General features: G+C 68.2%; 25 protein-coding genes. 15 read left to right on the top strand and 10 right to left on the bottom strand.

What is annotated here, in order from left to right:
* The first annotated feature begins 100 nt into the window (after nt 1-100).
* Nucleotides 101-2,638, top strand: coding sequence for a TIGR02302 family protein (locus WFK98_RS15525; RefSeq protein WP_336800879.1), 2,538 nt, complete (start codon nt 101-103; stop codon nt 2,636-2,638).
* Between the two features lie 159 nt (nt 2,639-2,797).
* On the opposite strand, the gene WFK98_RS15530 is transcribed toward WFK98_RS15525, so the two are convergent.
* Nucleotides 2,798-3,187: a response regulator gene (locus tag WFK98_RS15530; RefSeq protein ID WP_266338672.1), complete on the bottom strand. Its 390-nt coding sequence runs from the start codon at nt 3,185-3,187 to the stop codon at nt 2,798-2,800.
* Nucleotides 3,188-3,379: 192 nt separating this feature from the next.
* The gene (hpt, locus tag WFK98_RS15535) at nt 3,380-3,925 is read right to left on the bottom strand and encodes a hypoxanthine phosphoribosyltransferase (protein WP_336800880.1); all 546 of its coding nucleotides are present in this window, start codon (nt 3,923-3,925) and stop codon (nt 3,380-3,382) included.
* Between the two features lie 453 nt (nt 3,926-4,378).
* On the opposite strand from hpt, the gene ftsE reads away from it, so the two are divergent.
* Genes ftsE through WFK98_RS15555 form a run of 4 tightly spaced genes read left to right on the top strand, consistent with a single transcriptional unit; the run spans nt 4,379 to nt 7,683 of the window.
* Nucleotides 4,379-5,038, top strand: a complete 660-nt coding sequence (gene ftsE, locus WFK98_RS15540) for a cell division ATP-binding protein FtsE (RefSeq protein ID WP_266338674.1) — start codon at nt 4,379-4,381, stop codon at nt 5,036-5,038.
* A complete protein-coding gene (locus WFK98_RS15545) occupies nt 5,031-6,020 on the top strand; it encodes a cell division protein FtsX (protein WP_266338675.1) in 990 nt (329 codons plus the stop codon). Before ftsE ends, WFK98_RS15545 begins: the two co-directional genes overlap by 8 nt.
* Complete coding sequence (locus WFK98_RS15550) at nt 6,017-6,856, top strand: YdcF family protein (protein WP_266338676.1); 840 nt, start codon at nt 6,017-6,019, stop codon at nt 6,854-6,856. The genes WFK98_RS15545 and WFK98_RS15550 overlap by 4 nt, the downstream gene beginning before the upstream one ends.
* A gap of 35 nt (nt 6,857-6,891) precedes the next feature.
* Nucleotides 6,892-7,683 carry a lysophospholipid acyltransferase family protein gene (locus WFK98_RS15555; RefSeq protein WP_266338677.1) on the top strand — a complete coding sequence of 264 codons (792 nt, stop codon included), beginning with the start codon at nt 6,892-6,894 and terminating at the stop codon, nt 7,681-7,683.
* Here the strand turns inward: WFK98_RS15555 and WFK98_RS15560 are convergent, their stop codons facing one another.
* Nucleotides 7,684-8,220 carry a gamma-glutamylcyclotransferase gene (locus tag WFK98_RS15560; protein ID WP_266338678.1) on the bottom strand — a complete coding sequence of 179 codons (537 nt, stop codon included), beginning with the start codon at nt 8,218-8,220 and terminating at the stop codon, nt 7,684-7,686.
* A 71-nt stretch (nt 8,221-8,291) separates the two neighbouring features.
* Here WFK98_RS15560 and WFK98_RS15565 point away from each other — a divergent pair, with 71 nt between their 5' ends.
* Together WFK98_RS15565 and WFK98_RS15570 are read left to right on the top strand one after the other, a co-directional pair.
* Entirely contained in the window at nt 8,292-9,395 is a 1,104-nt protein-coding gene (locus WFK98_RS15565; protein ID WP_336800881.1) for a DUF2125 domain-containing protein, read from the top strand.
* Between the two features lie 58 nt (nt 9,396-9,453).
* Nucleotides 9,454-10,125, top strand: coding sequence for an aspartate/glutamate racemase family protein (locus tag WFK98_RS15570; protein WP_336800882.1), 672 nt, complete (start codon nt 9,454-9,456; stop codon nt 10,123-10,125).
* Nucleotides 10,126-10,169: 44 nt separating this feature from the next.
* On the opposite strand, the gene WFK98_RS15575 is transcribed toward WFK98_RS15570, so the two are convergent.
* The 4 genes from WFK98_RS15575 to WFK98_RS15590 all read right to left on the bottom strand — a co-directional run bounded on the left by WFK98_RS15575 (nt 10,170) and on the right by WFK98_RS15590 (nt 14,030).
* The gene (locus WFK98_RS15575) at nt 10,170-11,111 is read right to left on the bottom strand and encodes a prephenate/arogenate dehydrogenase family protein (RefSeq protein ID WP_336800883.1); all 942 of its coding nucleotides are present in this window, start codon (nt 11,109-11,111) and stop codon (nt 10,170-10,172) included.
* Nucleotides 11,111-12,247: a histidinol-phosphate transaminase gene (gene hisC / locus WFK98_RS15580; RefSeq protein WP_336800884.1), complete on the bottom strand. Its 1,137-nt coding sequence runs from the start codon at nt 12,245-12,247 to the stop codon at nt 11,111-11,113. The genes WFK98_RS15575 and hisC overlap by 1 nt, the downstream gene beginning before the upstream one ends.
* Nucleotides 12,247-13,113, bottom strand: a complete 867-nt coding sequence (locus tag WFK98_RS15585) for a chorismate mutase (protein ID WP_266338683.1) — start codon at nt 13,111-13,113, stop codon at nt 12,247-12,249. The genes hisC and WFK98_RS15585 overlap by 1 nt, the downstream gene beginning before the upstream one ends.
* 176 nt (nt 13,114-13,289) lie before the next feature.
* Complete coding sequence (locus WFK98_RS15590; RefSeq protein ID WP_442907423.1) at nt 13,290-14,030, bottom strand: methyltransferase domain-containing protein; 741 nt, start codon at nt 14,028-14,030, stop codon at nt 13,290-13,292.
* Between the two features lie 92 nt (nt 14,031-14,122).
* Here WFK98_RS15590 and gloB point away from each other — a divergent pair, with 92 nt between their 5' ends.
* The 3 genes from gloB (at nt 14,123) to WFK98_RS15605 (ending at nt 17,658) form a co-directional block, all read left to right on the top strand.
* Nucleotides 14,123-14,893 (top strand): hydroxyacylglutathione hydrolase, encoded by a 771-nt coding sequence (gloB, locus tag WFK98_RS15595; RefSeq protein ID WP_266338684.1) that lies wholly within the window; start codon nt 14,123-14,125, stop codon nt 14,891-14,893.
* A complete protein-coding gene (locus WFK98_RS15600) occupies nt 14,890-15,330 on the top strand; it encodes a cupin domain-containing protein (RefSeq protein ID WP_336800885.1) in 441 nt (146 codons plus the stop codon). The genes gloB and WFK98_RS15600 overlap by 4 nt, the downstream gene beginning before the upstream one ends.
* A gap of 147 nt (nt 15,331-15,477) precedes the next feature.
* Entirely contained in the window at nt 15,478-17,658 is a 2,181-nt protein-coding gene (locus tag WFK98_RS15605) for an NYN domain-containing protein (RefSeq protein ID WP_336800886.1), read from the top strand.
* A gap of 108 nt (nt 17,659-17,766) precedes the next feature.
* On the opposite strand, the gene phbB is transcribed toward WFK98_RS15605, so the two are convergent.
* Nucleotides 17,767-18,495 (bottom strand): acetoacetyl-CoA reductase, encoded by a 729-nt coding sequence (gene phbB / locus WFK98_RS15610; RefSeq protein ID WP_266338687.1) that lies wholly within the window; start codon nt 18,493-18,495, stop codon nt 17,767-17,769.
* Between the two features lie 58 nt (nt 18,496-18,553).
* Nucleotides 18,554-19,735 carry an acetyl-CoA C-acetyltransferase gene (locus WFK98_RS15615; RefSeq protein ID WP_336800887.1) on the bottom strand — a complete coding sequence of 394 codons (1,182 nt, stop codon included), beginning with the start codon at nt 19,733-19,735 and terminating at the stop codon, nt 18,554-18,556.
* 263 nt (nt 19,736-19,998) lie between these two features.
* Between WFK98_RS15615 and phaR the strand changes: the two genes are divergently transcribed.
* From phaR to WFK98_RS15630, 3 genes are all read left to right on the top strand, one after another.
* Entirely contained in the window at nt 19,999-20,610 is a 612-nt protein-coding gene (gene phaR, locus WFK98_RS15620; RefSeq protein ID WP_266338689.1) for a polyhydroxyalkanoate synthesis repressor PhaR, read from the top strand.
* Nucleotides 20,611-20,783: 173 nt separating this feature from the next.
* Nucleotides 20,784-21,167 carry a YkvA family protein gene (locus WFK98_RS15625; RefSeq protein WP_336800888.1) on the top strand — a complete coding sequence of 128 codons (384 nt, stop codon included), beginning with the start codon at nt 20,784-20,786 and terminating at the stop codon, nt 21,165-21,167.
* Between the two features lie 248 nt (nt 21,168-21,415).
* On the top strand, nt 21,416-21,895 hold the full coding sequence (locus WFK98_RS15630; RefSeq protein ID WP_266338691.1) for an invasion associated locus B family protein: 480 nt from the start codon (nt 21,416-21,418) through the stop codon (nt 21,893-21,895).
* A 73-nt stretch (nt 21,896-21,968) separates the two neighbouring features.
* Here WFK98_RS15630 and WFK98_RS15635 read toward each other — a convergent pair whose 3' ends face one another.
* Nucleotides 21,969-22,964 (bottom strand): hypothetical protein, encoded by a 996-nt coding sequence (locus WFK98_RS15635; protein ID WP_336800889.1) that lies wholly within the window; start codon nt 22,962-22,964, stop codon nt 21,969-21,971.
* Between the two features lie 268 nt (nt 22,965-23,232).
* Between WFK98_RS15635 and ffh the strand changes: the two genes are divergently transcribed.
* Together ffh and rpsP are read left to right on the top strand one after the other, a co-directional pair.
* Nucleotides 23,233-24,786 carry a signal recognition particle protein gene (ffh, locus tag WFK98_RS15640; protein WP_266338693.1) on the top strand — a complete coding sequence of 518 codons (1,554 nt, stop codon included), beginning with the start codon at nt 23,233-23,235 and terminating at the stop codon, nt 24,784-24,786.
* A 61-nt stretch (nt 24,787-24,847) separates the two neighbouring features.
* On the top strand, nt 24,848-25,210 hold the full coding sequence (gene rpsP / locus WFK98_RS15645; RefSeq protein ID WP_266338694.1) for a 30S ribosomal protein S16: 363 nt from the start codon (nt 24,848-24,850) through the stop codon (nt 25,208-25,210).
* The last annotated feature ends 102 nt before the right edge of the window (nt 25,211-25,312 follow it).

A 25,312-nucleotide genomic window follows, 5' to 3' on the forward strand; every position in this document is an offset into this window, starting at 1 on the left:
CCTCACTTGACCGCTAAACCTTGCCGGAAGGCTCGCCCGTCCCAACTTCAGTTGCTACACTAGCCGGGGCGGCGGGCGTGGCGGACAAGACGGAGCGGCAATGACCGAGCCCGCGGGCAAGACTGCGGACAGCAACAAGACGGGATCGGCGCTGCCGGCCGCGCTGGAAGCGGCGGCGCAGCGGCGGATCACGACGGCTGTCGGCCGCGCGCGCCGGGTGCTGGTCTGGGAAGCCGCCTGGCCCCGCATCGTCCCCATCCTTTGCCTCGGCGGTCTCTTCCTCGTCCTTTCCTGGCTCGGCCTCTGGCCGCGCATGGCCGATCCGCTGCGCTACGTCGTGCTGGCGGCGTTCGGCATCGCCTATGTCGGGCTCATCCTCCATCTCGCGCGGATGCCGCTGCCGTCCCGCGACGAGGCGCTCGCCCGCGTCGCGCGCGAAAGCGCCATGGAGCATCGCCCGGCCACCGCCTTCGGCGACCGGCTGTCGCAGCCGAGCGACGATCCGCTGACACAGTCGCTCTGGCGTGCCCATCGGCTGCGCCTGCTCGAGAAGCTCGACCATCTCTCCGCCGGCCTGCCCTCGCCGGGCATGAACGCGCGCGATCCCTATGCGCTGCGCTTCCTGCTGCCGCTGGTCCTGGTCGTCGCCTTCCTGATGGCCGGGCCGGACCGGATCGACCGAATCGCCGACGCCATCCGGCCGGCCGCCGCCGCAACGGAGGCGCCGCCGCGGATCGACGCCTGGGTGACCCCGCCCGCCTATACCAGCCGCCCTCCGATCTTCCTGACCGGCGACGCGGCCCGTCCGGGCTCGCTCGATCCGAATGTGCCGCTGAAGGTGCCACAGGGCTCCGTCGTGACCCTGCGGATGCCGTCCGAGCCGGATCTCGCCGCGCACGCGGTCTCCACGGGCGGCCAGCCCCTCGTCTTCGATGCGGCGCCGCCGCCGAAGACGCAAACAGACGCGCCGCCGCCTGCCGAGCACAAGCTGACGCTTTCCAGGGACAGCGCCCTCACGGTCGCGCGCGGCGACCGCACCCTGCTCTCCTGGTCTTTCGCCGTGACGCCTGACGAGCCGCCGAAGATCGAATTGACGCGCGAGCCGTCGGCGACACAGAGCGGCGCGCTGTCTCTCGGCTACTCGGTCAGCGACGACTACGGCGTGATGTCCGCCGCCGCCGCCATCAGCGCCCCGGAAGCCCCGGCCGAAAGCGGCGCGCGGCCGCTGGTCGCCGCGCCCGAACTGCCGCTCAATTTGCCGCGCCTGCGGATGCGGGAAGGCAATGGTGAGACGATCCGCGACCTGTCGGCCCATCCCTGGGCCGGCGCCAAGGTCAAGATGCGGCTGACCGCCACCGACGAGGCCAGTCAGACGAGCGAGAGCCCGACCATCGAATTCACGCTGCCGATGCGCGCCTTCCGCAATCCGATCGCGCGCGCCGTCGTCGAGCAGCGCCGCGTCCTGGCGCTCGACGCCCGCAAGGCGCCGAACGTCGCCATGGCGATCGACGCCATCACGCTCTATCCGGACAAGTTCAAGACCAACGGCCCCTATCTGGCGCTGCGCACGGCCTATCACCGGCTGACCGGCCAGCCGAGCGACGCCGAGCTGGTCGAAACGGTCGATTTCCTCTGGCAGATCGCTCTCGGCATCGAGGATGGCGACCTGTCGCTGGCGGCACAGGACCTGCGCGCCGCGCAGGAGGCCCTGCGCAAGGCGATCGAGAGCAACGCCTCCGACGCCGAGCTTGAAAAGGCGATGCAGGACCTGCGCGAGGCGATGGACAAGTATCTGGAGGCGCTGGCGCAGGACGCGGCCCGCAATCCGCAATCGGCCAACCGGCAGCCGATGGATCCGAACACCCAGGTGCTGCGGCCGGAAGACCTTAAGAAGATGATGGACCAGATCGAGAATCTGGCGAAGACCGGCTCGCGCGACGCCGCCCAACAGATGCTGAGCCAGTTGCAGCAGATGATGGAGAACCTCGAGGCCAGCCGCTCGCAACAGGGCCAGGATGGCCAGAACGGCCCGATGAACCAGGCGCTCGACAAGCTCGGCGAGATGATCCAGCGCCAGCAGCAGCTTATGGACCGCACCTTCAAGATGGATCCCGATACCGATGGCAGCGGCGCCGAGGCGCAGCCGATGTCGCCGGAGGAGCGGCAGAAGGCGCTGCAGGAACTGCGCGAGGGCCAGCAAAGCCTGCAGAAGATGCTGCAGGAGCTGCAGCAGACCATGAAGCAGCAGGGCATGCAGCCGGACGGCAAGCTCGGCCAGGCCGACCGCTCGATGGGCGACGCCGCCGACCAGCTCGGCGAAGGCGCGCCCGGACAGGCCGTCGGCCCGCAGGGGCAGGCGCTGCAGGCGCTTCGCGAGGGCGCGCGCAGCCTCGCCGACCAGATGGCCCGCCAGAACGGCTCGGCCACCCGCCAGGGCGGCCCGATGCCCGGCCAGGACCCTCTCGGCCGCCAGCAGCAGGGCCGCGGCACCGATCTCGGCTCGACGGTGAAGGTGCCGGACGCGATCGACACGCAGCGCGCCCGCGAGATCCTCGACATGATCCGCAAGCGCCTCGGCGACCCGTCACGGCCGCTGATCGAACGCGACTATCTGGAACGGCTGCTGCAGAAGTACTGAGGCGAGATCGCTTCAGCGGAACGGCGCATCTGGCATGCAGGCACGCCAGCGCCCCACCCTCGCCGTCATCCCGGGCTTGACCCGGGATCCATTCAGCCGAGGCGACGGCGGATCCCCTCTCCCTCGCGCGGGAGAGGGCTAGGGTGAGGGTCTACGCCCCTACGCCACCGCAGCCCGGAGATTATTGGAGTTCAGCGCGCATTTGACGACGTGACGGATCTCGGCGAGCGAGAACGGCTTCGTCACCACGTCGAAGATCAGTTCGGCGAGGCCGTCGGCGCGCTCGCGCTGATCGGCGAAGCCGGTCATCAGCAGGATGGTCAGGTCGCGATATTGCGACGCCGCCGCGTGGGTCAGCGCGATGCCGTCCATGATCGGCATCTTGATATCGGTCAGGAGCAGGTCGAACTGGCCGTTCTCGCGGATCAGCACGTCGAGAGCGTCCTCGCCATCCTCCGCCGTCAGCACCTCATGGCCGTCGAGCATGAGCGCGCGCGATACGAACATGCGCACCGCGTCATCGTCTTCGGTCACCAGAATACGCGCCATCAGGTCCGTTCCCAGAGCATGATCCTCCGGAACGAAACGCTTCCGGATCGGATCATCGATCAAACAATCAGACCGGGATCATCCCCCATTCCCCTAAACAGATCGTGACTTCCGTGCCGGAAGAGGTCGCCCAAAACGGAACAGGCGCGCCGGAAACCGACGCGCCTGTCCAAAAACCGTGGAAAAGAGGGCCTATTCCGCGTCTTCGACGACGCCGACGAAGGGCAGTTCGCGGAACGCGTGCGCCACGTCCATGCCGTAGCCGACAACGAACAGGTCCGGGCAGTTGAAGCCGACATGCTCGGCCGTGATCTCGGTCGCGCGCTTGCCGGGCTTGTCGAGCAAAACGGCGATGCCGACCCGGGCGGCGCCCCGCTCCAGCATCAGCTTGCGGGCGAAATCGAGGGTTCGGCCAGATTCGAGGATGTCGTCGATCAGGAGGACGTCGCGGCCGGCGACCTCGCTTTCGATGTCCTTGACCACCCGGACCGAGCCCGACGAGGTGGTGCCGGCACCATAGCTCGACAGCGAGATGAACTCGACCTCCGGCGCCATCCCGGCCGCGTGCAGGGCGCGGATCAGGTCAGCGGCGAAGACGAAGCTGCCCTTGAGGATCGAGATGACCAGGAGGTCGCGATAGCCGGCCCCGGCGATCTCGGTGGCGAGTTCGGCGTTGCGCGCGGCGATCTCGGGAATGTCATAGAGGACGCGGATCGACCGGCCACGGACAACAGGCATCAGTTCATTCCTTCGTTGGCGGAAGCGGTGGCGCGCGCCGCGCGCCGTCCCGCTCACCCGGCCGGGCGATCGGGCCCGGGGAAAGCAGTTCTCTTAGTCGCCGGCCGCGCGAATGTCACCGAAAACGCGACGGCGGCGCATGAATCCGGGCCGATCTCCGCGATTTGTCGCAAGTCGTAGCCATGGCGCGGCGGAATACCCGCGCCGATCGGCGAAAAAGAGCCTCGTACCGCGGCTTTTCGCGCCGGCGCCGACGCCAGGCATGCCGTCGCTTTGCCTTGATCGGATGGCATATTGGGCAGGAACCGCCCGGAGACCGGGCATCGCTAACAACTCGTTAACGCTGATCCCGGCAAGCTGTGCGAATCGTCCGCCGCCTCGGCGCGGCGGCCTTCAGCGCGGCCGGACCAGCGGCCGCCACGACACAGAGAGAGCGGAAGCAGGAAAAATACGGTGATCCGCTTCGAGAATGTCGGCCTGCGCTATGGCATGGGAGCCGAGGTCCTCCGCGACCTCTCCTTCCAGATTGCGCCGAAATCCTTCCAGTTCCTGACCGGCCCTTCCGGCGCCGGCAAGTCGACGCTGCTGCGCCTGCTCTGCCTGTCGCTGAAACCGACCCGCGGCCTGATCACCGTGTTCGACCGCGACGTCGTCACGCTGCCGAAGGCGGAGCTGCCGGCGCTGCGTCGCCGCGTCGGCGTGGTGTTCCAGGATTTCCGCCTGCTCGACCACCTGACCACCTTCGAGAACGTCGCGCTGCCGCTGCGCGTGCTCGGGCGCGAGGAGGCGAGCTATCGCGCCGATGTCATCGAGCTGCTGAAATGGGTCGGCCTCGGCGACCGCATGCAGGCGCTGCCGCCGATCCTTTCCGGCGGCGAGAAGCAGCGCGCCGCGATCGCCCGCGCCCTGATCGGCCAGCCCGAGATCCTGCTCGCCGACGAACCGACCGGTAATGTCGACCCGCCGCTGGCAAAGCGCCTGCTGCGCCTCTTCGTCGAATTGAACCGGCTCGGCACTTCCGTCGTCATCGCCACCCACGACATCGGCCTGATGAACCAGTTCGATGCCCGGCGCCTCGTGCTGCATGAAGGACGGCTCTCGATCTATGAGTGAGCTCGCCACCCACCGCGGTCCAGGCTTCTTCGGCCGCATGTTCGGCTCGATCCTGCCGTCGCGCCGCCGCGCCCGCTCGGGAAACACCGTCTCGGCGCCGATCGTCCCGTCGCAGTCCATCGCCGGCAAGTCGCTGATGATCGTCATCGCCATCATGAGCTTCCTCGCCTGCCTGACGCTCGGCGCCGTGTCGCTGGTGCGCGACGCCTCGCTCGGCTGGCAGGCCGACATCGTGCGCGAAGTCACTATCCAGGTTCGTCCGGTCGACGGCGTCGACACGAATGCCGAGGCGCAGAAGGCGGCGACCATCGCCGCATCGATGGCCGGCGTCGCCCAGGCCCGTGTGCTGGAGGACTGGGAAAACGCCAAGCTGCTGGAACCCTGGCTCGGCAGCGGCCTCGACATGAGCGACCTGCCGATCCCGCATCTGATCGTCGTTGAACTGGCGGATCCCGATGCCGTGGATCTCGTCGCGCTCGCCTCCCGCCTCAATACCGAAGTGAAGGGCGCAAGCCTCGACGATCACCGCAGCTGGACCGACCGACTGAAGACGATGGCCAACGCCACCGTGATCATCGGCGTCTCGATCCTCGGCCTCGTCTTCATCGCCACCGTGCTGTCCGTGATCTTCGCGACGCGCGGCGCCATGGCCTCGAACCGCGACATCGTCTCGGTGCTGCACTATGTCGGGGCGGAAGCGAATTTCATCGCGCGCGAGTTCCAGCGTCATTTCCTGTTTCTCGGCCTGAAGGGCGGGTTGCTCGGCGCATCCGGCGCGGCGATCCTGTTCGCCGTCCTCTCCTTCTTCATCGGCCGCTCGATCGCGACGCCCGAGGGCGACCAGGTCTCGGCGCTGTTCGGCCGCTTCGCGATCGGCCCGACCGGCTATCTCGGCGCCCTCGTCATCGCGCTGCTGATCGGAATCATGACCGCGATCACCTCGCGGCTCACCGTCTACCGCCACCTGGCCTCGATCGAATGACCGGCGGCGCGCCCTTGTCCCCGTCACTCGGTCGTCACCATGGTGTGACTTCTGCCCCTTCTTGGCCGCAATCGGCTCGCAAGCTGATCGGCATGAGTGACGCGGCCCAAACCGGAACGGATCTTGGCCGACGGAATTTTGCCGGCCCGGCCTCGCATGGCCGCTTGCCGGCCCCCGGCCGCCGCCCATTCGTCACGGTGCTGCTGCTCGTCGCCATCGCCGGTTCGATCGCCGGCCTCGACTTCGCCCGCTTCGCCAGCCAGGTCGCCAACACCACGCCGCCGACCGACGTAACCGCCGAAGGCATCGTCGCGCTGACCGGCGGCACGGCGCGAATCGACGGCGCACTGGCGTTGTTGCGCGACAATCGCGCCGAAAAGCTGCTGATCTCGGGCGTCAATCCGGCGGTCGGCCGGCACGACATCGCCCGCGCGGTCGAAAGCGCCTATGGCGCCGTGCTGGACCAGCGCGTCGATCTCGGCCATGCGGCACGCGACACGATCGGCAATGCCGACGAAACCCGCGCCTGGGTCGAGAAGCAGGGAATCCACTCGCTGATCATCGTCACCAGCGACTACCACATGCCGCGCAGCATGGTGGAGCTGGCCCGAGCCATGCCCGGCGTGCGCCTGATTCCCTACCCGGTTTCGAACAAGCAGCTCGAAATGGACCGCTGGTGGCGACATGGCGCATCAGTAAAGCTTCTCCTCGGCGAGTACCTGAAGTATACGCTCGCTCGTGCGCGGCTCGCCTTCGAGACGCCGCGGGGGGAAAGCGGGACCGCGATGGCGGCGGAAACGCATACTCACGCGACAACCGGCGGGGTCCTGCGCTGACGCCGTATCTTTCGACGCCGACGTAGAACCGCACCATGCTGACCCTTCGTTCACTGCTCTTCCAGGCCGCGTTCTATCTGATCATGGCGATCATCCTCGCCGTGACGCTTCCGTTTTTCTTCTTCCTGCCGCACCGCGCCGCCATCGCCGTGGTCAAGTTCTGGACCGCCTCGTCGATGTGGGCGCTGCGCGTCTTCGCCGGCACGAAGATCGAGGTGCGCGGCATCGAGAAGCTGCCGAAGGGCGGCGGCCTGATCGCGCCGAAGCACCAGTCTGCCTTCGAGACGATGGCGCTGTTCCATCTGCTCGATGACCCGACCTATGTCATGAAGCGGCAGCTGATGTGGATCCCCCTGTTCGGCTGGTACACTTGGAAGGCCGGCATGATCCCGGTCGACCGCGCCGGCGGCTCGAAGGCGCTCCGGAAGCTCGCCGCCGATTCGAAGGAAGCCGTCGAGGCGGGCCGCCAGGTCATCCTGTTCCCCGAGGGCACACGCCGCACCGCCGGCTCGCCGCCCGACTACAAGTTCGGCATCATCCATCTCTATCGCGAGCTGAAGGTGCCGGTGGTGCCGATCGCGATGAATTCGGGCCTCTACTGGCCGCGCCAGAGCTTCCTGCGCTTTCCCGGCACCATCGTCATGGACGTCCTCGACCCGATTCCGCCCGGTCTCGATTCGAAGACCTTCCTGGCGACCCTGATCGGCGCGCTCGAGCCGGCAACCGACAAGCTGCTGATCGAGGCGGCCGAGGGTCCGAACCCGCCGCCGCTGCCGCCCGAAGCGGTCGCCCGCATCAACGCCGTCCAGGCGAGCGAATCAGCGTGATCAACTGGCCGGCTCGGCCATCAGCCGCGCCGCCAGCCATTCGAGCAACGGATCCTCTATGCCGAGCCCGGCGAGGTGAGCCGCGGTCGCCAGCACATAATCGCGATTGCTGCCGGCCTGGCCGACGCTGTCGCGCACCTGCGCCAACACCGCCTCGCGCGAGAGGTCGCCGGCATATTGCGGGTGGGTGCGATCGACGACATAGGTGATCGCCCGCACATAATCGCGCGCCGGCCGCTCCAGCCGGATGTTGCGCTCGACCTCGATGTAGGAATTGGTGACGAGCTCTCGCTCGCGCAGATAGGCGAGGACGACATCACGCGCGCCATCGGCAACGCGAAACGCCATGCCTCGGCACGAGCCGCCCTTGTCGAGGCCCAGCACAAGGCCCGGATGTTCCGGCGTGCCGCGATAGACATAGGACTGGATGCAGAAGGCCCGGCGCTCGCCCTCGAGATGGGCGGGAATCGCCTCTTCGAAGGCGAAGCCCGGCCGCCACATCAGCGAGCCATAGCCAAAGACCCAGAAATCGGACATGAGTTCGTCCTCGAAAAGACAGATTGTCACCGCGTAACAGCCGCCGCCCGCCACATCAACGGAGGAAACGGATGATCGACCCGGCCAAGACGGACGCAACCGCGACAGTGGACGCCGCCCGGCCCCGTTCCGCCCGGCGCAAGTTCCAGTTCGTCATCGCCGCAGCCTTGCTGCTGTGCGCGATCTGGGCCGGCGGCTGGTTCTGGGCCAACCGGATCGCCAGCGAACGCATCGCCGCCATGAAGGCCGATTTTGTCGCCGAAGGCGGCGTTCTCGGCTGCAACGCCGAATCGCTCGGCGGCTTCCCGTTCAAGTTTACGCTCGACTGCGCACCCGCTTCGCTCGAACTGCCGTCGAAGGGGCTCAAAGCCCAGGTCGGCGCGATGGAGGCGATCGCGCTCATCTACAATCCCGGCCATGTGCTCGCCTCGGTGCAGGGGCCGCTGGCCCTGAAGGCGCCCGGCGATCTCGGCGTCGAGGCCAACTGGACCTCGCTGCAGACCAGCGTCCGCGTCGGCACCTCGCGCCTGAAGCGTTTTTCCGCCGTCGCCGACGATCTGACGACCACGATCAACGCCCCCGCCAATCCGCGCCTTCCGACGGCGGCAAGCGCCAAGCACGCCGAACTGCACCTGCTGCAGAACGACGCGGACGCAACGGCTCTCGACCTCGCCGGCACGGTCGACAATTTCGCCGCGACGATTCCCGGCGCGCCGCCGCTGCCCGCTCTCTCGGCCAAGCTCTACGCCATCCTGCCGGGCGCGTTGCCCGAGCTCCGCGACGGCCACGTCGATCCGCTGCCAGCCTGGATAGCCGCCGGCGGCCAGGTCAAGCTCGGCCAGCTCAGCCTCGATGTCGGCGGCTTCCTGGCGAATGCCAGCGGCGATCTCACGGTCGCGCCGGACGGCGTCATCTCCGGCAAGGTCGCGATCCGCGTCGACCAGCTCGAGAAGCTGCCGGACCTCGCCGAAACCATCCATCCCGGCAGCCGCGACCAGGTCGCACAGATCCTCGGCCCGCTCTCGGCCTTCCTGAAGCCGGTCCAGGTCGACGGCAAGACTTGGCGCGAGACGACGCTGACGATCAAGAACGGCAAGGTGTCGGCCGGCTTCATCCCGCTCGGCCGCCTGCCGCCGCTGAGGCTCGGCAAGGCCGCCGCCATCGCCGGGAGCTGAGGTTTCTGGCGCGCGGCTTGCTTGCAACGGGCATGATGAAACATCGGGAGACGCGCACATGAACGACAATTCCCAGCCCGCCCAGAGCCCGCTGCGGCTGATGGTGATCAATCCGAACACGTCGGAGGCGATCACCGCGAGGCTTCGTGCGCTGGCCGAGGACGAAGCCGGCGGCTCCGTCACCGTCTCCGCCGTCACCGCCCGCTTCGGCGCGCCCTATATCTCCGACCGCGCCGGCGCGGCGATCGCGGCCGAGGCCGTCGTCGATGTCGCCAAGGCTGAACTGCTGGATGGCGCGGCACCGGATGCGATCGTCATCGCCTGCTTTGGCGATCCCGGCATCGACGCCCTGCAGGAGGCGGTCCCCTGCCCCGTCGCCGGCTTTGCCGAGGCGGGACTGCGCGCCGCGGCGGAACAGCCGGGACCGTTCATGGTCGCCACCAATGGCGAAGCCTGGTGCGACATGCTCGCCGAGCTGGCGGCGACGATCGGCCTCTCCGACCGGATTTCCAGCTTCCTGTCGATCGGCGACGCGGCGGCGCGCGATGCCGAACTGTGCCGCGCGATGATCACGGAAGAGGCAGAGCGCACCGGCGCGGCGCGCGTCGTGCTCGGCGGCGCCGGGCTGATCCCGATCCTCGCCGACGTCGCGGCGGAGCTGCCGCTACCGCTCGTCGACCCGCACCGCGCCGCCATCCGCAAGGCGATCGCGCTGGCGCGGACGAGCTGAACACTCACCTCTCCCTCAGGAGAGGTGAGGAAGAGCCTCCAACCTCAGGTCTTGGCCTGATCCGGCTTGGTATGATCCCGGCGGCCGAAATCTGGGGCGGACGTGTCCTGGCCAATGGCGACGATCGAACGACGTATGGCGCGGGTCCGCGTGAACAGGTCGAAGAGCGTGTCGCCGTCACCGTTGCGGATCGCTCGCGTCAGCGTCGCCAGATCCTCGTTGAAGCGACCGAGCATCTCGAGCACGGCTTCCTTGTTGTTCAGGAAGACGTCGCGCCACATCGTCGGATCCGAGGCCGCGATGCGGGTGAAATCGCGGAAGCCGGAGGCCGAGAACTTCAGCACTTCCGAGCGGATGCCCGATTCGAGATCCGAGGCGGTGCCGACGATGTTGTAGGCGATCAGGTGCGGCAGATGGCTGGTGATCGCCAGCACCAGGTCGTGGTGCTCGGCGCTCATCGCCTCGACATTGGCGCCAAGCGCCCGCCAGAACGCCATCAGCTTCTCGACCGCGGCGGGATCGGCCGTCTCCGCCGGCGTCAGCACGCACCAGCGGTTCTGGAACAGGTCGACCAGGCCAGCGTCCGGGCCCGAATGCTCTGTGCCGGCGAGCGGGTGGCCGGGAATGAAATGCACCGCCGACGGCAGGTGCGGCGCCATCGCCTTGACGACCGAGACCTTGACCGAGCCGACATCGGAAACGATCGCGCCGGCCTTCAGATGCGGGCCGATCGCCTTGGCGACGTCGCCCGACGCGCCGACCGGCACGCAGACGATGACGAGATCGGCGCCGCGCACCGCGTCGGCCGCGTCGACGAAATAGACGTCGCCGAGGCCGAGTTCCTCGGCGCGGGCGAGCGTCGCCGGACTGCGGGTCGATATCGCGATCTCGCCGACCACGCCGGCCCGGCGCGCCGCGAGCGCGATCGAGGCGCCGATATGGCCGATGCCGACCAGGGCGAGCTTGCCGAAGAGAGGATCCGTCATCAGCGCGCCGTCCGGTGCAGGAAGTCGCGCAGCGCCGCGATCGTCGCCTCGTTGGCCTCGGCCGAGCCGATGGTCATGCGCAGCGCATTGGGCAGGTGATAGCTGGTCATGGCGCGCAGGATGATGCCGTGCGAGACCAGATAGTCGTCGGCGTCCGCGGCGCGGCGGCCCTTCTCGTCCGGGAAATGGATCAGCACGAAATTGCCGACGCTCGGCGTCACCTCGAGGCCGAGCGCACGGATGCCCTCGGTGACGCGCGGCAGCCATTCCTCGTTGTGGGCGACGGCGGCGTCGAGATGCGCGCGATCCTTCAGCGCCGCGATGCCGGCGGCCATGGCCGGCGCGGAGACGTTGAACGGACCGCGGATGCGGTTCATCGCGTCGATGACCTCGGCCGGACCATAGCCCCAGCCGAGGCGGACGCCGGCAAGGCCATAGATCTTCGAGAAGGTGCGCGTCATCAGCACGTTCGGCGAGGTGCCGGCGAGCTCGATGCCGCTCTCGTAGTCATTGCGGCGGACGTATTCAGAATAGGCGGCGTCGAGCACCAGCAGCACGCGCGGCGGCAGCGCCGCATGCAGGCGGCGGATCTCGCTGAACGGCAGGTAGGTGCCAGTCGGATTGTTCGGATTGGCGACATAGACGATGCGCGTCCTGTCGGTCACCAGTTCGAGAATGCCGTCGACATAGGTCGTCATGTCCTTCTCCGGCGCAACGACCGGGGTGGCGCCGGCAGCCTGGATCAGGATCGGATAGACGTTGAAGCCATGCTTCGAATAGATCGCCTCGTCGCCCGGCCCGAGGAAGACATGGCTCGCCAGCGCGAGCACGTCGTCCGAGCCGTTGCCGCAGATGACGCGGGACGCGTTGATGCCATAGGCGTCGGCGATCGCGGCGCGCAGTTCCGCGGCCGAGCCATCGGGATAGATCTCGAGCTTGGCAGCGACGCCCTGGTAGGCGGCGACCGCCGCCGGGCTCGGCCCGAGCGGCGTCTCGTTCGAGGAGAGCTTGTAGACCTTGGAACCGCCCGTCGCCTTGGAGCGACCCGGTACATAGGGGGCGATATCCAGCACGCCCGGCCGCGGCACGGGCCGGTCGGCGGGCTTGGTGTCCGGCGTCTTCGACGACTTGCTCATCACGATACTCCCGCCTCGTCGAGGCGCTCATAAAGAACGGGGTTGGCGTCGACATCGCCGATGGCGATGCCGCGCGACAGCGCGCCGACGCGCGCGACATCCTCGAAGCCGGCACGCGCCGCCAGGGCGGCGACAGCGACGCCGGCCGGCAGCGCGATCAGCTTCTCGGCGCCAGCTTCCGCGAGAACGGTGCCGCCGGCGGCCGTGATCGCGGGCCAGGGATCCTTGCCGATCGCCGTCACGGCGAACAGGTCGAGATCGGGCGGCGTCGGATCGGCCAGCTCCGGCGCGATGACGAAGGCCGGATGCTCGGCCGGACGGCCGGCGATGCGGATATAGGGCGACAGCGCCATGATGCGCGGCGCCGACGGGCGGCCAAGCGCGCGCCACCAGGCGCCGGCGGAGGCCGGCTGTTCAGCCGAGACGAGACCGAGGTCGGTGCCCGTCTCGCGGATATGGTTGATCGTCGCCACCGCGTCGGCATAGCCGTGCAGCGCTACCGTAAAGCCGAACAGGAAGCGGGCCGTATCGCGCAGCTGGTCGCGGGCGACGCCCTGGTCGATGCCGACGTCGAAGCGCGCCTGCATCCGCGTGAAGGTGGTGATGATCTCGCGCCAGATGTGCTCGACGGTCCAGATCGGCAGAGCGCCCTCATGGCGGGAGACCAGGCGGCGCATCATGTCGGCCTCGCGGCCGGGCCGGAACGCCGCACCGGGGCGGCTCGTGCCCTTGACCTTGATCAGCGTGTCGATCGCGGTGCCGCGCTCGATCAGGCAGCGATGCATCTCGGCATCCAGCTCGTCGATGGTTTGCCGGATGCGGGCGAGTGTCGCCGCATCTGCTTCGCTGGCAGAATTCTTTGTCACGGTCGGGGCCATCGTCGGATCGGCTCTGGGCGGGAAAAACAAGGACCGCCCGAGGCGGCCAAGGCGGCCGATTCATAGGCAAGCGCAAAGGCAAAATCAAAGAAAACATTGCGGATCGGCATCACCGCGGGAACTGCAAAGCCGGCGGCGCCGAGGCGAACGACGACCGAAAGCGCCTATCCGGGTGGCGCCAAGGCCGGCCGGAAGGCGGGCTGGTGGCGACGGCGGCTCCGCGCCGGCAGGCCCTGATAGACGAGCTTCGTCGCCTCGACGATCTGCACGCCGGCAAAGCCCGGCCACAGCATTTCGCCGGCCCGTTCCCAGGCGCGGCCGTTCTGGATCAGCAGCCGGCTGCTGAAGGGAGGTGCGAACAGGGCGCCGCTCCAGGCGGTCTCGCTGAATTCGGTATTGCGCAGCAGCGTCGCGAGCTGGCGGCGGCTGAAGGGTCGGCCATAGCCGAAGGGAGTGCGCTCGACCCGCGCCCAGATGCCGCGCCGGTTCGGCACGACGATGACGATCTTGCCGCCCGGCACCAGCACGCGCCAGAGCTCGCGCAATGTCTCGCGCGCGTTCGACGCGGTCTCAAGGCAGTGGATGACGAGGATGCGGTCGATCGACGAATCGGTAAGCGGCAATTCGTCGTCGGCGACGAGCGCGGCGAGATTGCCGCCCTCGGACGGCCAATTCATCACGCCCTGCGCCGCCGGCATGAAATTCAGCACGCGTTCCGCATGCGGCAGGAACGGCGCGAGATAGGGCGTCGCGTAACCGAGGCCGAGCACCCGGTCGCCGGTGACGCGCGGCCACAGCGCCGCCAGCTTGGCGCCGACGAGGCCCTGCGCCACGCCGCCAAGCCGCTCGGCATAGAAGCTGGCGAGGTCGAGCACGTCGGGCGTCAACGTCCGGCCCTGTTCCAAGCACGATCTCCCCTGTCGATGTCGGCGCGACGATGTTAGGTAACGATCCGAACCCACGCCACCCCATCCATACGCCCATATCGGAGATCGTCATGGCTCTCGCAATCTTCCAGTTCCCGTGTCTTTCCGACAATTACGGCGTTCTGATCCACGACGAGGCTTCTGGCCGCACCGCGGCGATCGACGCACCGGACGCAGCCGCCGTCAGCGCCGCCCTGGCCGAGAAGGGCTGGACGCTGACCGAAATCCTTACGACGCATCACCACCCCGACCACACGGACGGCAATCTGGCGCTGAAGCAGGCGACCGGCTGCACCATCAGCGGCCCGAGCTACGAGGCCGACACGATTCCCGGCATCGACCGCAAGCTGAGCGAAGGCGACGTCTATGATTTCGCCGGCCATCCCGTGCATGTGATCCACACGCCGGGCCACACGCTCGGCCACATCGCCTATTACCTGCCGCAGGACGGCGTCGCCTTCGTCGGCGACACCATGTTCGCGCTCGGCTGCGGCCGCGTGTTCGAGGGCACGCTCGACCAGATGTGGAGTTCGCTGCAGAAGCTCGCCGCCCTGCCGGACCAGACGGTCGTCTATTGCGGCCACGAATACACCGAATCGAATTTCCGCTTCGCCATGACCATCGACGGCAGCAACCCCGCCCTCGTCGCCCGCGGCGAGGAGATCCGCAAGCTGCGCGCCGCCGGCAAGCCGACCGTGCCGACGACGATCGCCGCCGAGAAGGCGACCAATCCCTATCTGCGCGCCGACGACCCGGCCGTGCGCGCCGCCCTGAACATGCCGACCGCGCCTGCCTCCGACGTCTTCGGCGCCATCCGCACCGCCAAGGACAATTTCAAGTGAGTTCGGCCGAGGAGATCATCGGCCTGCTCGGCCTCGAGCCGCATCCGGAGGGCGGCTATTATCGCCGCACCTTCGAGGACAGCGTCGCGCAGGACGGCCGGCCGGCCTCGACGGCGATCTACTACCTGCTCGCCGCCGGCATGAAGTCGCACTGGCACCGGATCGATGCGATCGAGGTCTGGCACTATTATGCCGGCGCGCCGATCGCGCTGTCGCTGTCGGAAGATGGCGGCGTCACGGAAACCCACCGCCTCGGCCCGGATCTTCTGGCCGGAGAGCGGCCGCAGGTCGTGGTTCCGACCGGCTGGTGGCAGGCGGCGGAGAGCCTCGGCGACTGGACGCTGGTCGGCTGCACAGTGGCGCCGGGCTTCCGTTTCGAGGGCTTCGAACTGGCGGCGCCGGAGTGGGCGCCGCTCGACCAGCCCGAGCGATACTGAGGGGAAAACCGCCATTCTTTACCGAGAGTGGCGAAGCGCCATCGCCAAATCAGAGATCGCCCGTTAAGGTGCTTGCGCCGTTGGGGCGACGGCTTGGGTCTGCGATCGGAGTGGGGGGATGACGTTGGTGCACCGCAGGAATAGGTCATGACGGCCCCAATCAAGAGCGTTCTCTTCGTCGACTATGACAGCCTCTACCTCAGCCTTCGCGCCCGGGACCCCGGCATGGCGCGGCGTTTCGCGCTGCGCCCCGGCGTCTGGCTCGAGGCAATCGAAGCCGGATTGCTGCAGGAACCGCGCGGCGAGGAGACGGCCCGCCGCCGCATCCTGATGCGACGCTGCTATGCCGATCCGAAGCTGCTCGGCAAGGCGCGCGCCGCCTTCACCGGCCAGGGCTTCCAGATCGTCGACTGCCCGCCGCTGCCCGGCCGCGAGCGCAACTCGGCCGAGATCCACATGGTTCTCGACACGATCGACGCGCTGGCGCACCAGACCGGCTTCGAGGAATTCATCCTGCTGTCGGCGGATTCGGACCTGACGCCGGTGATCTTCCGGCTGCGTTCCTATAACCGCGCCACCTCGATCTACACGACGCTGACCACCTCGGCCGGCTACCGCGCCATCGCCGACGGCGCCATCGACGAACAGGCGCTGATCGCGCTGCTGGCCCCGACGGCCGACGCCGAGACACCGGAAGCGACGGAAGACGCCGAAGAGGAAAACGCGCAGCGGCCGAATGGCGGCGAGCGCGACGGACTGGCGGGCCTCGCCCGCCGCATCCACCAGGCGACCAACGTCCCGCTGTTCGCGCCGCGCGTGTATGGCGAACTCTTCCGTGCGCTGACGCGCGAAGTCGCCGAGAACGGCTATCACTTCCAGACCACGGCGGAGAACGTCGCCGCCCGGCTCTCGGCCAATGGCCGCAATGCCTCGCGCCGGCAGATCGCCTTCGTCGTCAAGGGCCTGGCTCTGAAGGGCCATGTCTTTTCGACCAGCGACAGCCCGGAAAAGCTCGCCGAGGCCTTCAAGGAGCAGGTGCTCTATCTCGCCCGCAACGCCGGCGTCGAGATCGACGAGGGCATGGAGACGCTGATCAGCACCTGGATCGTCGGCCGCGAGACCGGCAACGCCCCGGCGGCGCTGCCGCCGCCGACGCCGCCCCCCGTGCAGGCACCAACCCAGATCGCCGCCGCGCCGGCTCCGGCCGAACGCCCGGCGCAGCGTCCGATTCCGTCGCCGCCGCCCATGTCGGTCGCGCCGTCCATTGCGGTCGCGCCGCAAGCTCCCACGGCGCAGCCGGCCTGGGCTCGCCCGTCGGCGCCGCAGCCCGACGTCGCCCACTTCCAGGTGCAGCCGCCGGCAACGCAGCCGCCGATCCCGGCCGCCCCGGTCTTCGCGCCGCAGCCCGCGCCGACGCCTTCGGTTTCACCGGCGCCTGTTTCGCCTTCGCCCGTGTCGGCTTCCCGCCTGTCGGCGCAGCCGCTGGCCCAGCCGGCCGCTCCCCAGGCGGCGCCGCGCGAGGCACGCCCGATCAGCCTGCAGCCGATCTCGGCGACGATGCAGCCGCCGGCCCGGCCGATCCAGGTCCGCGCCATCGTCGAGCCGGTCCCGGAGCCCGGGGACGAGGCCACGGCGGCAGCCGCGCCGGTCGAGAAGGCGCCTCGCCCCGTCGTGCAGCCGGCCGCTGCGGTCGTCGCCACGCCGCCATCGCCGCCGCAGGCGGTGCTGCGCACGGAAGTGAAGGTCGAGGCGCCAGCCCCGGCGCCCGAACCGGCGCCGCGCCGGAGCCAGGTCGACCCGGAATCGCTTCTGGCGGAGATTTCCTCGCCCCAGCCGACCGCCCGTTCCAACATCGCGCCGCCGCGTGCGCGCGTCGCCCGCCCCGCCCAGCCGGAGCCGGTCGAGGAGCCGGCGTCGCGTCCGGCCCAGCCGCGGCCGGCGGCGCCGCGCAGCGGCACCGTCAATCCGATCGCCGTTCGTCCGCCCGCGCGCCGCAGCGCCGCCCCGGCCACCGCCGAGGACGAGGTCGACCCGCGCGATCCGATCGAGAGCTCGATCCTCGCCGCGATCGCCCAGGCGGTCGATGTCCTGGTTGATGATGGCAGCCAGACGGAAGCGCAGGCGCCCGCGGAGACCGAGCCGCGGCAGCCGCAGCGTTCGACCCCGCCACGGGCCCAGACCCGCGCACCCGCCCGGATTGCGGCGCAGCCGGAGCCCGCCGCCCCGCCGCAGAACCTCCTCCAGGAGGTCCCCGACGACGGCGACATCGGCGACGAGATCCAGCGCATCCTCGCCGCCTACAGCCAGAACCGGAAGCCCGGCCGCTGAGCGAACCCGGCGCGGGAAGGTTCCAGAAAAGAAAAGGCCGGTGCTCCGCACCGGCCTTTCTCGTATCAACCGCCCGCCCAAGCCGGAAGGCGGTCAGCCATTCTCCGCTCAGCCATTCGCCATGTACTGGCCGCCATTGATGGTCAGCACCGCGCCGGTCATGAAGGCCGAGGCGTCGGAGGCGAGATAGGTCACCAGCGCCGCGATCTCGTCGGCCTTGCCGATGCGACCGATGGGGATCTGGCCCAGAATGCCTTCCATCACCTTCGGCGGCACCGCCATCACCATGTCGGTGTCGACATAGCCCGGACAGACGCAGTTGACGGTGATGCCCTTGCGGGCGTTCTCGAGCGCCAAGGCCTTGGTGAAGCCGATGACGCCGGCCTTGGCCGTGGCGTAGTTGACCTGACCGAGCTGGCCCTTCTGCGCGTTGATCGACGAGATGTTAACGATGCGGCCGAAGCCGCGCTCGCGCATGCCCTCGATCACGGGCCGGGTCATGGTGAACATCGAATCGAGATTGGTCCGCATCACGCTCGACCACTGCGCCTGGTCCATCTTGTGGAACCAGCCGTCGCGCGTGATGCCGGCATTGTTGACCAGGATGTCGATCGGCCCGACCGCCAGTTCGACCGCGCGGACGCCCGCTTCGCAGGCCTCCGCGTCGCTCACGTCCCACTGGAACACCGGAATGCCCGTCTCCGCCTGGAAGGCATGCGCCTTCTCGACATTGCCGGCGAAGCTGGCCGCCACCGTGTATCCGGCAGCCTGCAGACCCCTTGCGATGGCCGCGCCAATGCCGCGCGTGCCGCCGGTAACCAGGGCGACTTTCCCCATGTGTTCCTCCCTGAAGCGACCGGTTGAGTTCCGGTCCTCGATGAAATCCGCCGAAGCGTTAGCGCTCGACGGTCAGAGCAATTCCCATTCCACCACCGATGCAGAGCGTCGCCAGTCCCTTCTTGGCGTCGCGGCGGGCCATCTCGTGCAGCAGCGTGACGAGGATGCGGGCACCCGACGCGCCGATCGGGTGGCCGATGGCAATGGCGCCGCCATTGACGTTGACCTTCGAGGTGTCCCAGCCGAGGCCCTGGTTGACGGCGCAGGCCTGTGCCGCAAAGGCCTCGTTCGCCTCGATCAGGTCGAGGTCCTCGACCGACCAGCCGGCCTTCTGCAGCGCCTTCTTCGAGGCGGGGATCGGGCCGGTTCCCATCACGGCGGGATCAACGCCGGCCGTAGCCCAGGAGGCGATGCGCGCCAGCGGCGTGACGCCGCGCTTCGCCGCTTCCGCCGCCGTCATCAGCAGCAGCGCCGCGGCGCCGTCGTTGAGACCGGACGCATTGCCGGCCGTGACCGTGCCGTCCTTGGCAAAGGCCGGGCGCAGCTTGGCGACCGCCTCCAGCGTCGCGCCGGCGCGGATATATTCGTCCTGGTCGACGATGATGTCGCCCTTGCGGGTCGAGATCGTGAAGGGCGTGATCTCGTCCTTGAACCGGCCGGCCTTCTGCGCCGCCTCGGCCTTGTTCTGCGAGGCGGTGGCGAAGGCGTCCTGCTGCTCGCGGCTGATCTGGAACTCGCGCGCGACGTTCTCAGCGGTGACGCCCATGTGGTAGCCGTTGAAGGCGTCCCAGAGGCCGTCCTTGATCATGGTGTCGACCATGGCGAGGTCGCCCATCTTGGTGCCGGCGCGCAGATGCGCGGCATGCGGGGCGAGCGACATCGATTCCTGGCCGCCGGCGACGATGATCGAGGCGTCGCCGGTGGCGATCTGCTGCATGCCGAGCGCGACGGAGCGCAGGCCCGAGCCGCAGACCTGGTTGAGCCCCCAGGCGGTGGTCTCCTTCGGCAGGCCGGCCAGCATCGAGGCCTGGCGCGCCGGGTTCTGGCCCTGCGCGGCCGTCAGCACCTGGCCGAAGATCAGCTCGCTGACCGCCTCGGGTTCGGTCTTGCCCTGCTCCAGCACCGCCTTGACCACGGCGGCGCCGAGTTCATGGGCCGGCACGTTGGCGAAAGCGCCATTGAACGACCCGACCGCGGTGCGCGTGGCGGCGGCGATGACGATGTCGGTTTCTGAAGCCATGATGCTTTCCTCAATCAAACTGCGGCGACTGCCGGTTGAAACAATCAGAGCCTCGCGGAGGAAGGCTGTCAATCGAGGCTGACGCGGCGACATTGCTGCAATGCAGCGATTGCGCAGCATCGGCCTGACAATGCAGCGCACAAATCAATTTGGTGGATTCCGAGAAAGCTCCTATCGTGGTGCTTCTTGAGAGGCAGGTTGCAAGAAAACCGCGCAGAGGCGCGTCGCCCGGACAATCAGCAAGAGGGACGAGGGGAGCTGACATGACCAAGGAAAAAGAACCGACCACGATCAAGAAATATGCGAACCGCCGGCTCTACAACACCGGCACCTCGACCTATGTGACGCTCGAAGACCTCGCGAGCATGGTGAAGGCGGGCGAGGATTTCGTGGTTTTCGACGCCAAGTCGGGCGACGACATCACCCGTTCGGTGCTGACGCAGATCATCTTCGAGCAGGAGAACAAGGGGCAGAATCTGCTGCCGATCACCTTCCTGCGCCAGTTGATCCGCTTCTATGGCGATTCGATGCAGAACCTGGTTCCGACCTATCTCGACTTCACCATCGACAGCCTGACCCGCGACCAGGACAAGCTGCGCGGCCAGATGGCCAATGCCTTCGGCCCGGGCGCCTTCACGGCGATCGAGGACACGGTCCGCCGCAACACCGAGATGTTCGAGCAGGCGATGCGCATGTTCCTGCCCTTCAGCGGCGGACGCCCCGAGCCGACTCCGGCGCCGGAGCGCGGCAACGGCAAGGGCGAAGCGCGGCCCGAGGCGAAGCCGGCCGAGCGCGACGCCGGCGAGTTCGACATGCTGAAGCGCCAGCTCGACGAGATGCAGAAGAAGATCGAGAAGCTGGCCGAGAAGGGCTGAGCCCGCCAGCAAGGTCCATGCCCCCGTCCGGCCGCCCGCCCTGCGGCCGGCGCATGCGATCCTTGGAAAGCGATTCGTTGTAGAGCGCCCCGGCAATTCCTAAATGGATGCGGACCCTGGCCGGATCGCGAATGTTTCGCTGTCCTTCCCCCGGGCCGACGAGGCGTTGCGCTATGGCAAAGATCCGATTTGGCGACATTCTGGGCCGTGGAAAGGCGAACGCGGGGGACGATTCGGCCCGCGCCGAGACGGTTCGCCGCGACTTCTGGAAGACGCTTCGTTCGGCCGCGCGCCACATTCCCTTCGCCGAGGACGTGGCAGCCGCCTATTTTTGCGCCTTCGACAGCGCCACGCCGATTCGAGTGCGGGCGACGCTGATCGCGGCGCTGGCCTATTTCGTCCTGCCGATCGACGCCGTCCCCGACTTTCTGGTCGGCATAGGCTTCGCCGACGACGCCACCGTGCTGATGACGGCCCTGACGCTGCTGCGCGCTCATCTGAAGCCGGCCCACTACGAGGCCGCGAAGCGGGCGCTCGCCGCGGAAGCGGCGGCCTGAGCGGCTCGACGCCCGGCTTCGGCGCGCCGTCCGGCCGCCGAGGCCACACTCTCGCCCCATTGGCCGCACCTTCTTCTCATTCGACTGTCTGGCCGGCATACGACACGGCGTGGTTCATGAATTGTTAACGGAACCCGCGCAGTTTTGAGGCAATTGTTCGGGTGACGGATCCACCCGCCCGATCGTTTTCTGGCAAATTTGGTGGGAAGAATATGAACGGAAAAAGGATCGCAACGGCAGCGCTCCTCATGGGTGCCGTGTTCGGCTTCGCGGGAACTGCGGCGGCGCAGACCCCGAAACGCATCGGCACCTTCAAGGACTGGAGCTCCTACGCCTATTCCGATTCGCGTGGGAAGGTCTGCTATGCGGCCTCGCAGCCGAAGACGCAGGCGCCGCAGGGACTGAACCGCGACCCCGCCTATTTCATGGTGACGGCGCGTCCGGCGGAGAATGTCCGCAGCGAAGTTTCCGTCATCATCGGATACCCGTTCAAGGAAGGCTCGAAGCTGACGGTCGACATCGACGGCCAGAAGTTCTCGATGTTCACCAAGGACGACGGCGCCTGGATCGAGAACGCGGCGCAGGAGACGGCGCTGATCGCGGCCCTGAAGAAGGGGCATTCGATGTCCGTCAGCGGCACGTCGCGCCGCGGCACGCAGACGACCGACAGCTACTCGCTCTCCGGCATCTCGGCCTCGCTCGACGCGCTCGCCAAGAACTGCCCTTGATGACGCCCGGCCCGCAATGCGCGGGCAAGCAGACACGTTTCGAATGGCCGGGCTCGTCCCGGCCATTTTCGTTTCAGGCGGAGGTCGGCTCGACCGCGCGAAGCGCGGCCCGCAGCGGCGCCAGGTATTCGACCGGCCTGAGCCGGTCACGCAGCACCTCCGGCCGGGCGAGCGGCGCATGAAGCTTGGTCCAGCGCGCGAGACTGGCGGGATCGCGGACCTCCGCCCAGTCGTCCACGATGACCACCGGTAGCCCGGCGAACAGCGGATCGAGCGGCGATGTCCGCGTGATGACGATCGAACCCAGCATCAGCGCCTCCCAGGTACGGTGGCAGTCGAGGCCATGGCCGATCGCGCTCAGGACGAAGGGATGGCGCGCATAGCCCCGCCAGATCGCCGCCTGCGACACGCGCTTGCGCTGCATGACGACATGCGGGCAACCGGCCAACTCGCGGAGCAGCGCCCGCCGCTCCTCGGTGTGGGCGTTGATGCCGAGGTCGCAGAAGACGTGCGGCTTCTGCGTTTCCGGCGCGGCGCGCGCTCGCGCCAGCTTCTCCAGGAGGGCCAGAAGCCCGCGCGGGCTCGCGAAGCGCCGGCGCGTATGCAGATCGAGGCCGATCGGGAAGTGCCGGATGCGCGGATCGCCGCCGCCGACATAATTCTGGGTCGCCCAGGCAACCAGGTGCGGCGATGCGAGCAGGCGTTCCACCGTTTCGCGCGCGAGTTCCGACGGCACCGACAGGTCGCCGTCCGTCGTCACCAGCACGAAGGGCTCCGTGATGGTCGGCAGCGCCTCGCGGACGAAATGATCGAGGTCGCAGGGTTGGCCGTTCCGCGCCGTCGTGCCGAGCCGCACCCAGACCAGTCCGCGGGCACCGGCATAGTGCGTGCGGAAGAATCCCGCCGGCTGAACGGCCTCCGTCGGGTCGAACCAATAGTTCGCAGGTCCTGCAACATCGCAGAACTGTGCTATTCCCTTCGACCAGAGGCAGTCGAGCGGCCCGTCGCCCGCCCTTGGCGGCGAGAAGGTCGTTTCGGTGATCCAGCGTCGGATGGCGCTTCGGCTCATGGGTATTTCCAGCTGCGACCCGAACGATTCGGGGCGGCGAAAGCTAGCAGTCACCGCCACCGGGGCAAGTCTGCGGGCGCTGCTTGATTGACTCCGGCCGCCCATCCGCGCTAAAAGCCGCCAAATTCTCGCGAAGAGGTAACCTCTGAGCCGCCGACCGGGACCCGATCCCGGAGGTCAACGTCCGCCAGCGCGTCGCGCCCGCGGGCGCTGAACGTCTTTGGAATTTCGGCGGATCGGAACGATCCCTTCGAGGAAAGCGGAACCGATGTTCGACAATCTGTCAGAGCGCCTTTCAGGCATTTTCGACAAGCTCACCCGGCGCGGCGCGCTGACGGAGAGCGATGTCAACGAGGCGATGCGCGAAGTTCGCCGCGCGCTGATCGAGGCCGACGTGGCGCTCGACGTCGTCCGCTCCTTCACCGACAAGGTGCGCTCGCGCGCCGTCGGCGCCGACGTCATTCGCTCGGTCACGCCCGGCCAGATGGTCGTCAAGATCGTCCACGACCAGCTCGTCGAGATGCTGGGCGCCGAGGCCGAGCCGATCGACCTCAACGCCCCCGCCCCGGTCGCCATCATGATGGTCGGCCTGCAGGGCTCGGGCAAGACGACCTCGACCGCCAAGATCGCCCGCCGCCTGACACTGCAGCAGAAGCGCAAGGTGCTGATGGCGTCGCTCGACGTGCGCCGCCCCGCCGCGCAGGAGCAGTTGCGCGTGCTCGGCGAGCAGAACGGCATCGACACGCTGCCGATCGTCGCCGGCCAGTCGCCGACCGACATCGCCACCCGCACGCTGCAGGCCGCCCGTCTCGGCGGTTATGACGTCGTCATCCTCGACACCGCCGGCCGCACGCATATCGACGAGCCGCTGATGGTCGAGATGGCCGACATCAAGGCCATCGCCAAGCCGCACGAGATCCTGCTCGTCGCCGACAGCCTGACCGGCCAGGACGCCGTCAACCTCGCCCGCTCGTTCAATGAGCGCGTCGGCATCACCGGCATCGTGCTGACTCGCGCCGACGGCGACGGCCGCGGCGGCGCCGCGCTCTCGATGCGCGCCGTCACCGGCAAGCCGATCAAGCTGATCGGTACGGGCGAAAAGGCCGAGGACCTCGAGGACTTCCATCCCGGCCGCATCGCCAACCGCATCCTCGGCATGGGCGACATCGTCTCGCTCGTCGAGAAGGCGGCGCAGAACATCGACCTGGAAGAGGCGGCCAAGGCGGCCGAGAAGATGCGCAAGGGCATCTTCGACCTCGACGACCTCGCCAACCAGCTCCGCCAGATGGAGAAGATCGGCGGCATGTCCGGCATGCTCGGCATGCTGCCCGGCGTCGGCAAGATCAAGAAGCAGATCGAGGGCGCCAATCTCGACGACAGCGTGATCAAGCGCCAGGTCGCGATCATCTCGTCGATGACCAGGGCCGAGCGCCGCAACCCCGACATCCTCAAGGCGAGCCGCAAGAAGCGCATCGCCGCCGGCTCCGGCGTCAAGGTCGAGGACGTCAATCGCCTGCTCAAGATGCACCGCCAGATGGCCGATATGATGAAGGCCATGGGCAAGCAGAAGGGCGGCGGCATGCTCGGCAAGATGATGGGCGCGCTCGGCGGCGGCATGGGCGGGATGGGCGGCATGCCCCCCGGCGGCATGCCCAACATCGATCCGGCCCAGCTCGAGAAGCTCGCCAAGCAGATGGGCGGCGGCGCCGGCCTTCCGCCCGGCCTGCCCCCCGGGCTCGGCAAGGGATTGCCCGGCCTGCCGGGTCTCGGCGGCAAGCTGCCGGGCCTCGGCGGCATCCCGGGCCTCGGCAAGAAGAAATAACCGATACGGACCCGACGGTCCCCAACCCTACAGAAGATCTCGTTTTAGAAGGAAGAGAAGCATGTCCCTCAAGATCCGTCTTTCCCGCGGTGGCGCCAAGAAGCGTCCGTTCTACCGCATCGTCGTCACCGACGCCCGTTCGCCGCGCGACGGCCGCTTCATCGAGCGCATCGGCTCGTTCGACCCGATGGTCGCCAAGGATGCCCCGAACCGCGTCGTGCTCGACCTCGACCGCGCCAAGCACTGGCTGTCGGTCGGCGCCCAGGCCACCGATCGCGTCGCCCGCTTCCTGAGCGATGCCGGCTTGGTCAAGCGCGAGCCGCGCAACAACCCGCAGAAGGCCGAGCCGGGCAAGAAGGCCCAGGAGCGCGCCGCCGAGAAGGCCAAGAAGGCCGAGGCCGCTGCGGAAGCCGCTGCCGAGTAATTCCGGGTTCGTTCCCGCGCCCTTCCCTCTCCCGCACGCGGGAGAGGGTTTTCGCCCGACGACACCCGCCGGGCCCGATCGCGCCGCGATCCCACGACCGCA

This window comes from Kaistia sp. MMO-174, assembly GCF_037147815.1.
GTDB classification, from domain to species: Bacteria; Pseudomonadota; Alphaproteobacteria; order Rhizobiales; family Kaistiaceae; genus Kaistia; species Kaistia nematophila.

Excerpts from the sequence above, each read along its gene's own strand:
- WFK98_RS15525 (WP_336800879.1), top strand. The coding sequence starts at position 101 with ATGACCGAGCCCGCGGGCAAGACTGCGGACAGCAACAAGACGGGATCG.
- WFK98_RS15530 (WP_266338672.1), bottom strand. The coding sequence starts at position 3,187 with ATGGCGCGTATTCTGGTGACCGAAGACGATGACGCGGTGCGCATGTTC.
- hpt (WP_336800880.1), bottom strand. The coding sequence starts at position 3,925 with ATGCCTGTTGTCCGTGGCCGGTCGATCCGCGTCCTCTATGACATTCCC.
- WFK98_RS15545 (WP_266338675.1), top strand. The coding sequence starts at position 5,031 with ATGAGTGAGCTCGCCACCCACCGCGGTCCAGGCTTCTTCGGCCGCATG.
- WFK98_RS15550 (WP_266338676.1), top strand. The coding sequence starts at position 6,017 with ATGACCGGCGGCGCGCCCTTGTCCCCGTCACTCGGTCGTCACCATGGT.
- WFK98_RS15555 (WP_266338677.1), top strand. The coding sequence starts at position 6,892 with ATGCTGACCCTTCGTTCACTGCTCTTCCAGGCCGCGTTCTATCTGATC.
- WFK98_RS15560 (WP_266338678.1), bottom strand. The coding sequence starts at position 8,220 with ATGTCCGATTTCTGGGTCTTTGGCTATGGCTCGCTGATGTGGCGGCCG.
- WFK98_RS15565 (WP_336800881.1), top strand. The coding sequence starts at position 8,292 with ATGATCGACCCGGCCAAGACGGACGCAACCGCGACAGTGGACGCCGCC.
- WFK98_RS15570 (WP_336800882.1), top strand. The coding sequence starts at position 9,454 with ATGAACGACAATTCCCAGCCCGCCCAGAGCCCGCTGCGGCTGATGGTG.
- WFK98_RS15575 (WP_336800883.1), bottom strand. The coding sequence starts at position 11,111 with ATGACGGATCCTCTCTTCGGCAAGCTCGCCCTGGTCGGCATCGGCCAT.
- hisC (WP_336800884.1), bottom strand. The coding sequence starts at position 12,247 with ATGAGCAAGTCGTCGAAGACGCCGGACACCAAGCCCGCCGACCGGCCC.
- gloB (WP_266338684.1), top strand. The coding sequence starts at position 14,123 with ATGGCTCTCGCAATCTTCCAGTTCCCGTGTCTTTCCGACAATTACGGC.
- WFK98_RS15605 (WP_336800886.1), top strand. The coding sequence starts at position 15,478 with ATGACGGCCCCAATCAAGAGCGTTCTCTTCGTCGACTATGACAGCCTC.
- phbB (WP_266338687.1), bottom strand. The coding sequence starts at position 18,495 with ATGGGGAAAGTCGCCCTGGTTACCGGCGGCACGCGCGGCATTGGCGCG.
- WFK98_RS15615 (WP_336800887.1), bottom strand. The coding sequence starts at position 19,735 with ATGGCTTCAGAAACCGACATCGTCATCGCCGCCGCCACGCGCACCGCG.
- phaR (WP_266338689.1), top strand. The coding sequence starts at position 19,999 with ATGACCAAGGAAAAAGAACCGACCACGATCAAGAAATATGCGAACCGC.
- WFK98_RS15625 (WP_336800888.1), top strand. The coding sequence starts at position 20,784 with ATGGCAAAGATCCGATTTGGCGACATTCTGGGCCGTGGAAAGGCGAAC.
- WFK98_RS15630 (WP_266338691.1), top strand. The coding sequence starts at position 21,416 with ATGGGTGCCGTGTTCGGCTTCGCGGGAACTGCGGCGGCGCAGACCCCG.
- WFK98_RS15635 (WP_336800889.1), bottom strand. The coding sequence starts at position 22,964 with ATGAGCCGAAGCGCCATCCGACGCTGGATCACCGAAACGACCTTCTCG.
- ffh (WP_266338693.1), top strand. The coding sequence starts at position 23,233 with ATGTTCGACAATCTGTCAGAGCGCCTTTCAGGCATTTTCGACAAGCTC.
- rpsP (WP_266338694.1), top strand. The coding sequence starts at position 24,848 with ATGTCCCTCAAGATCCGTCTTTCCCGCGGTGGCGCCAAGAAGCGTCCG.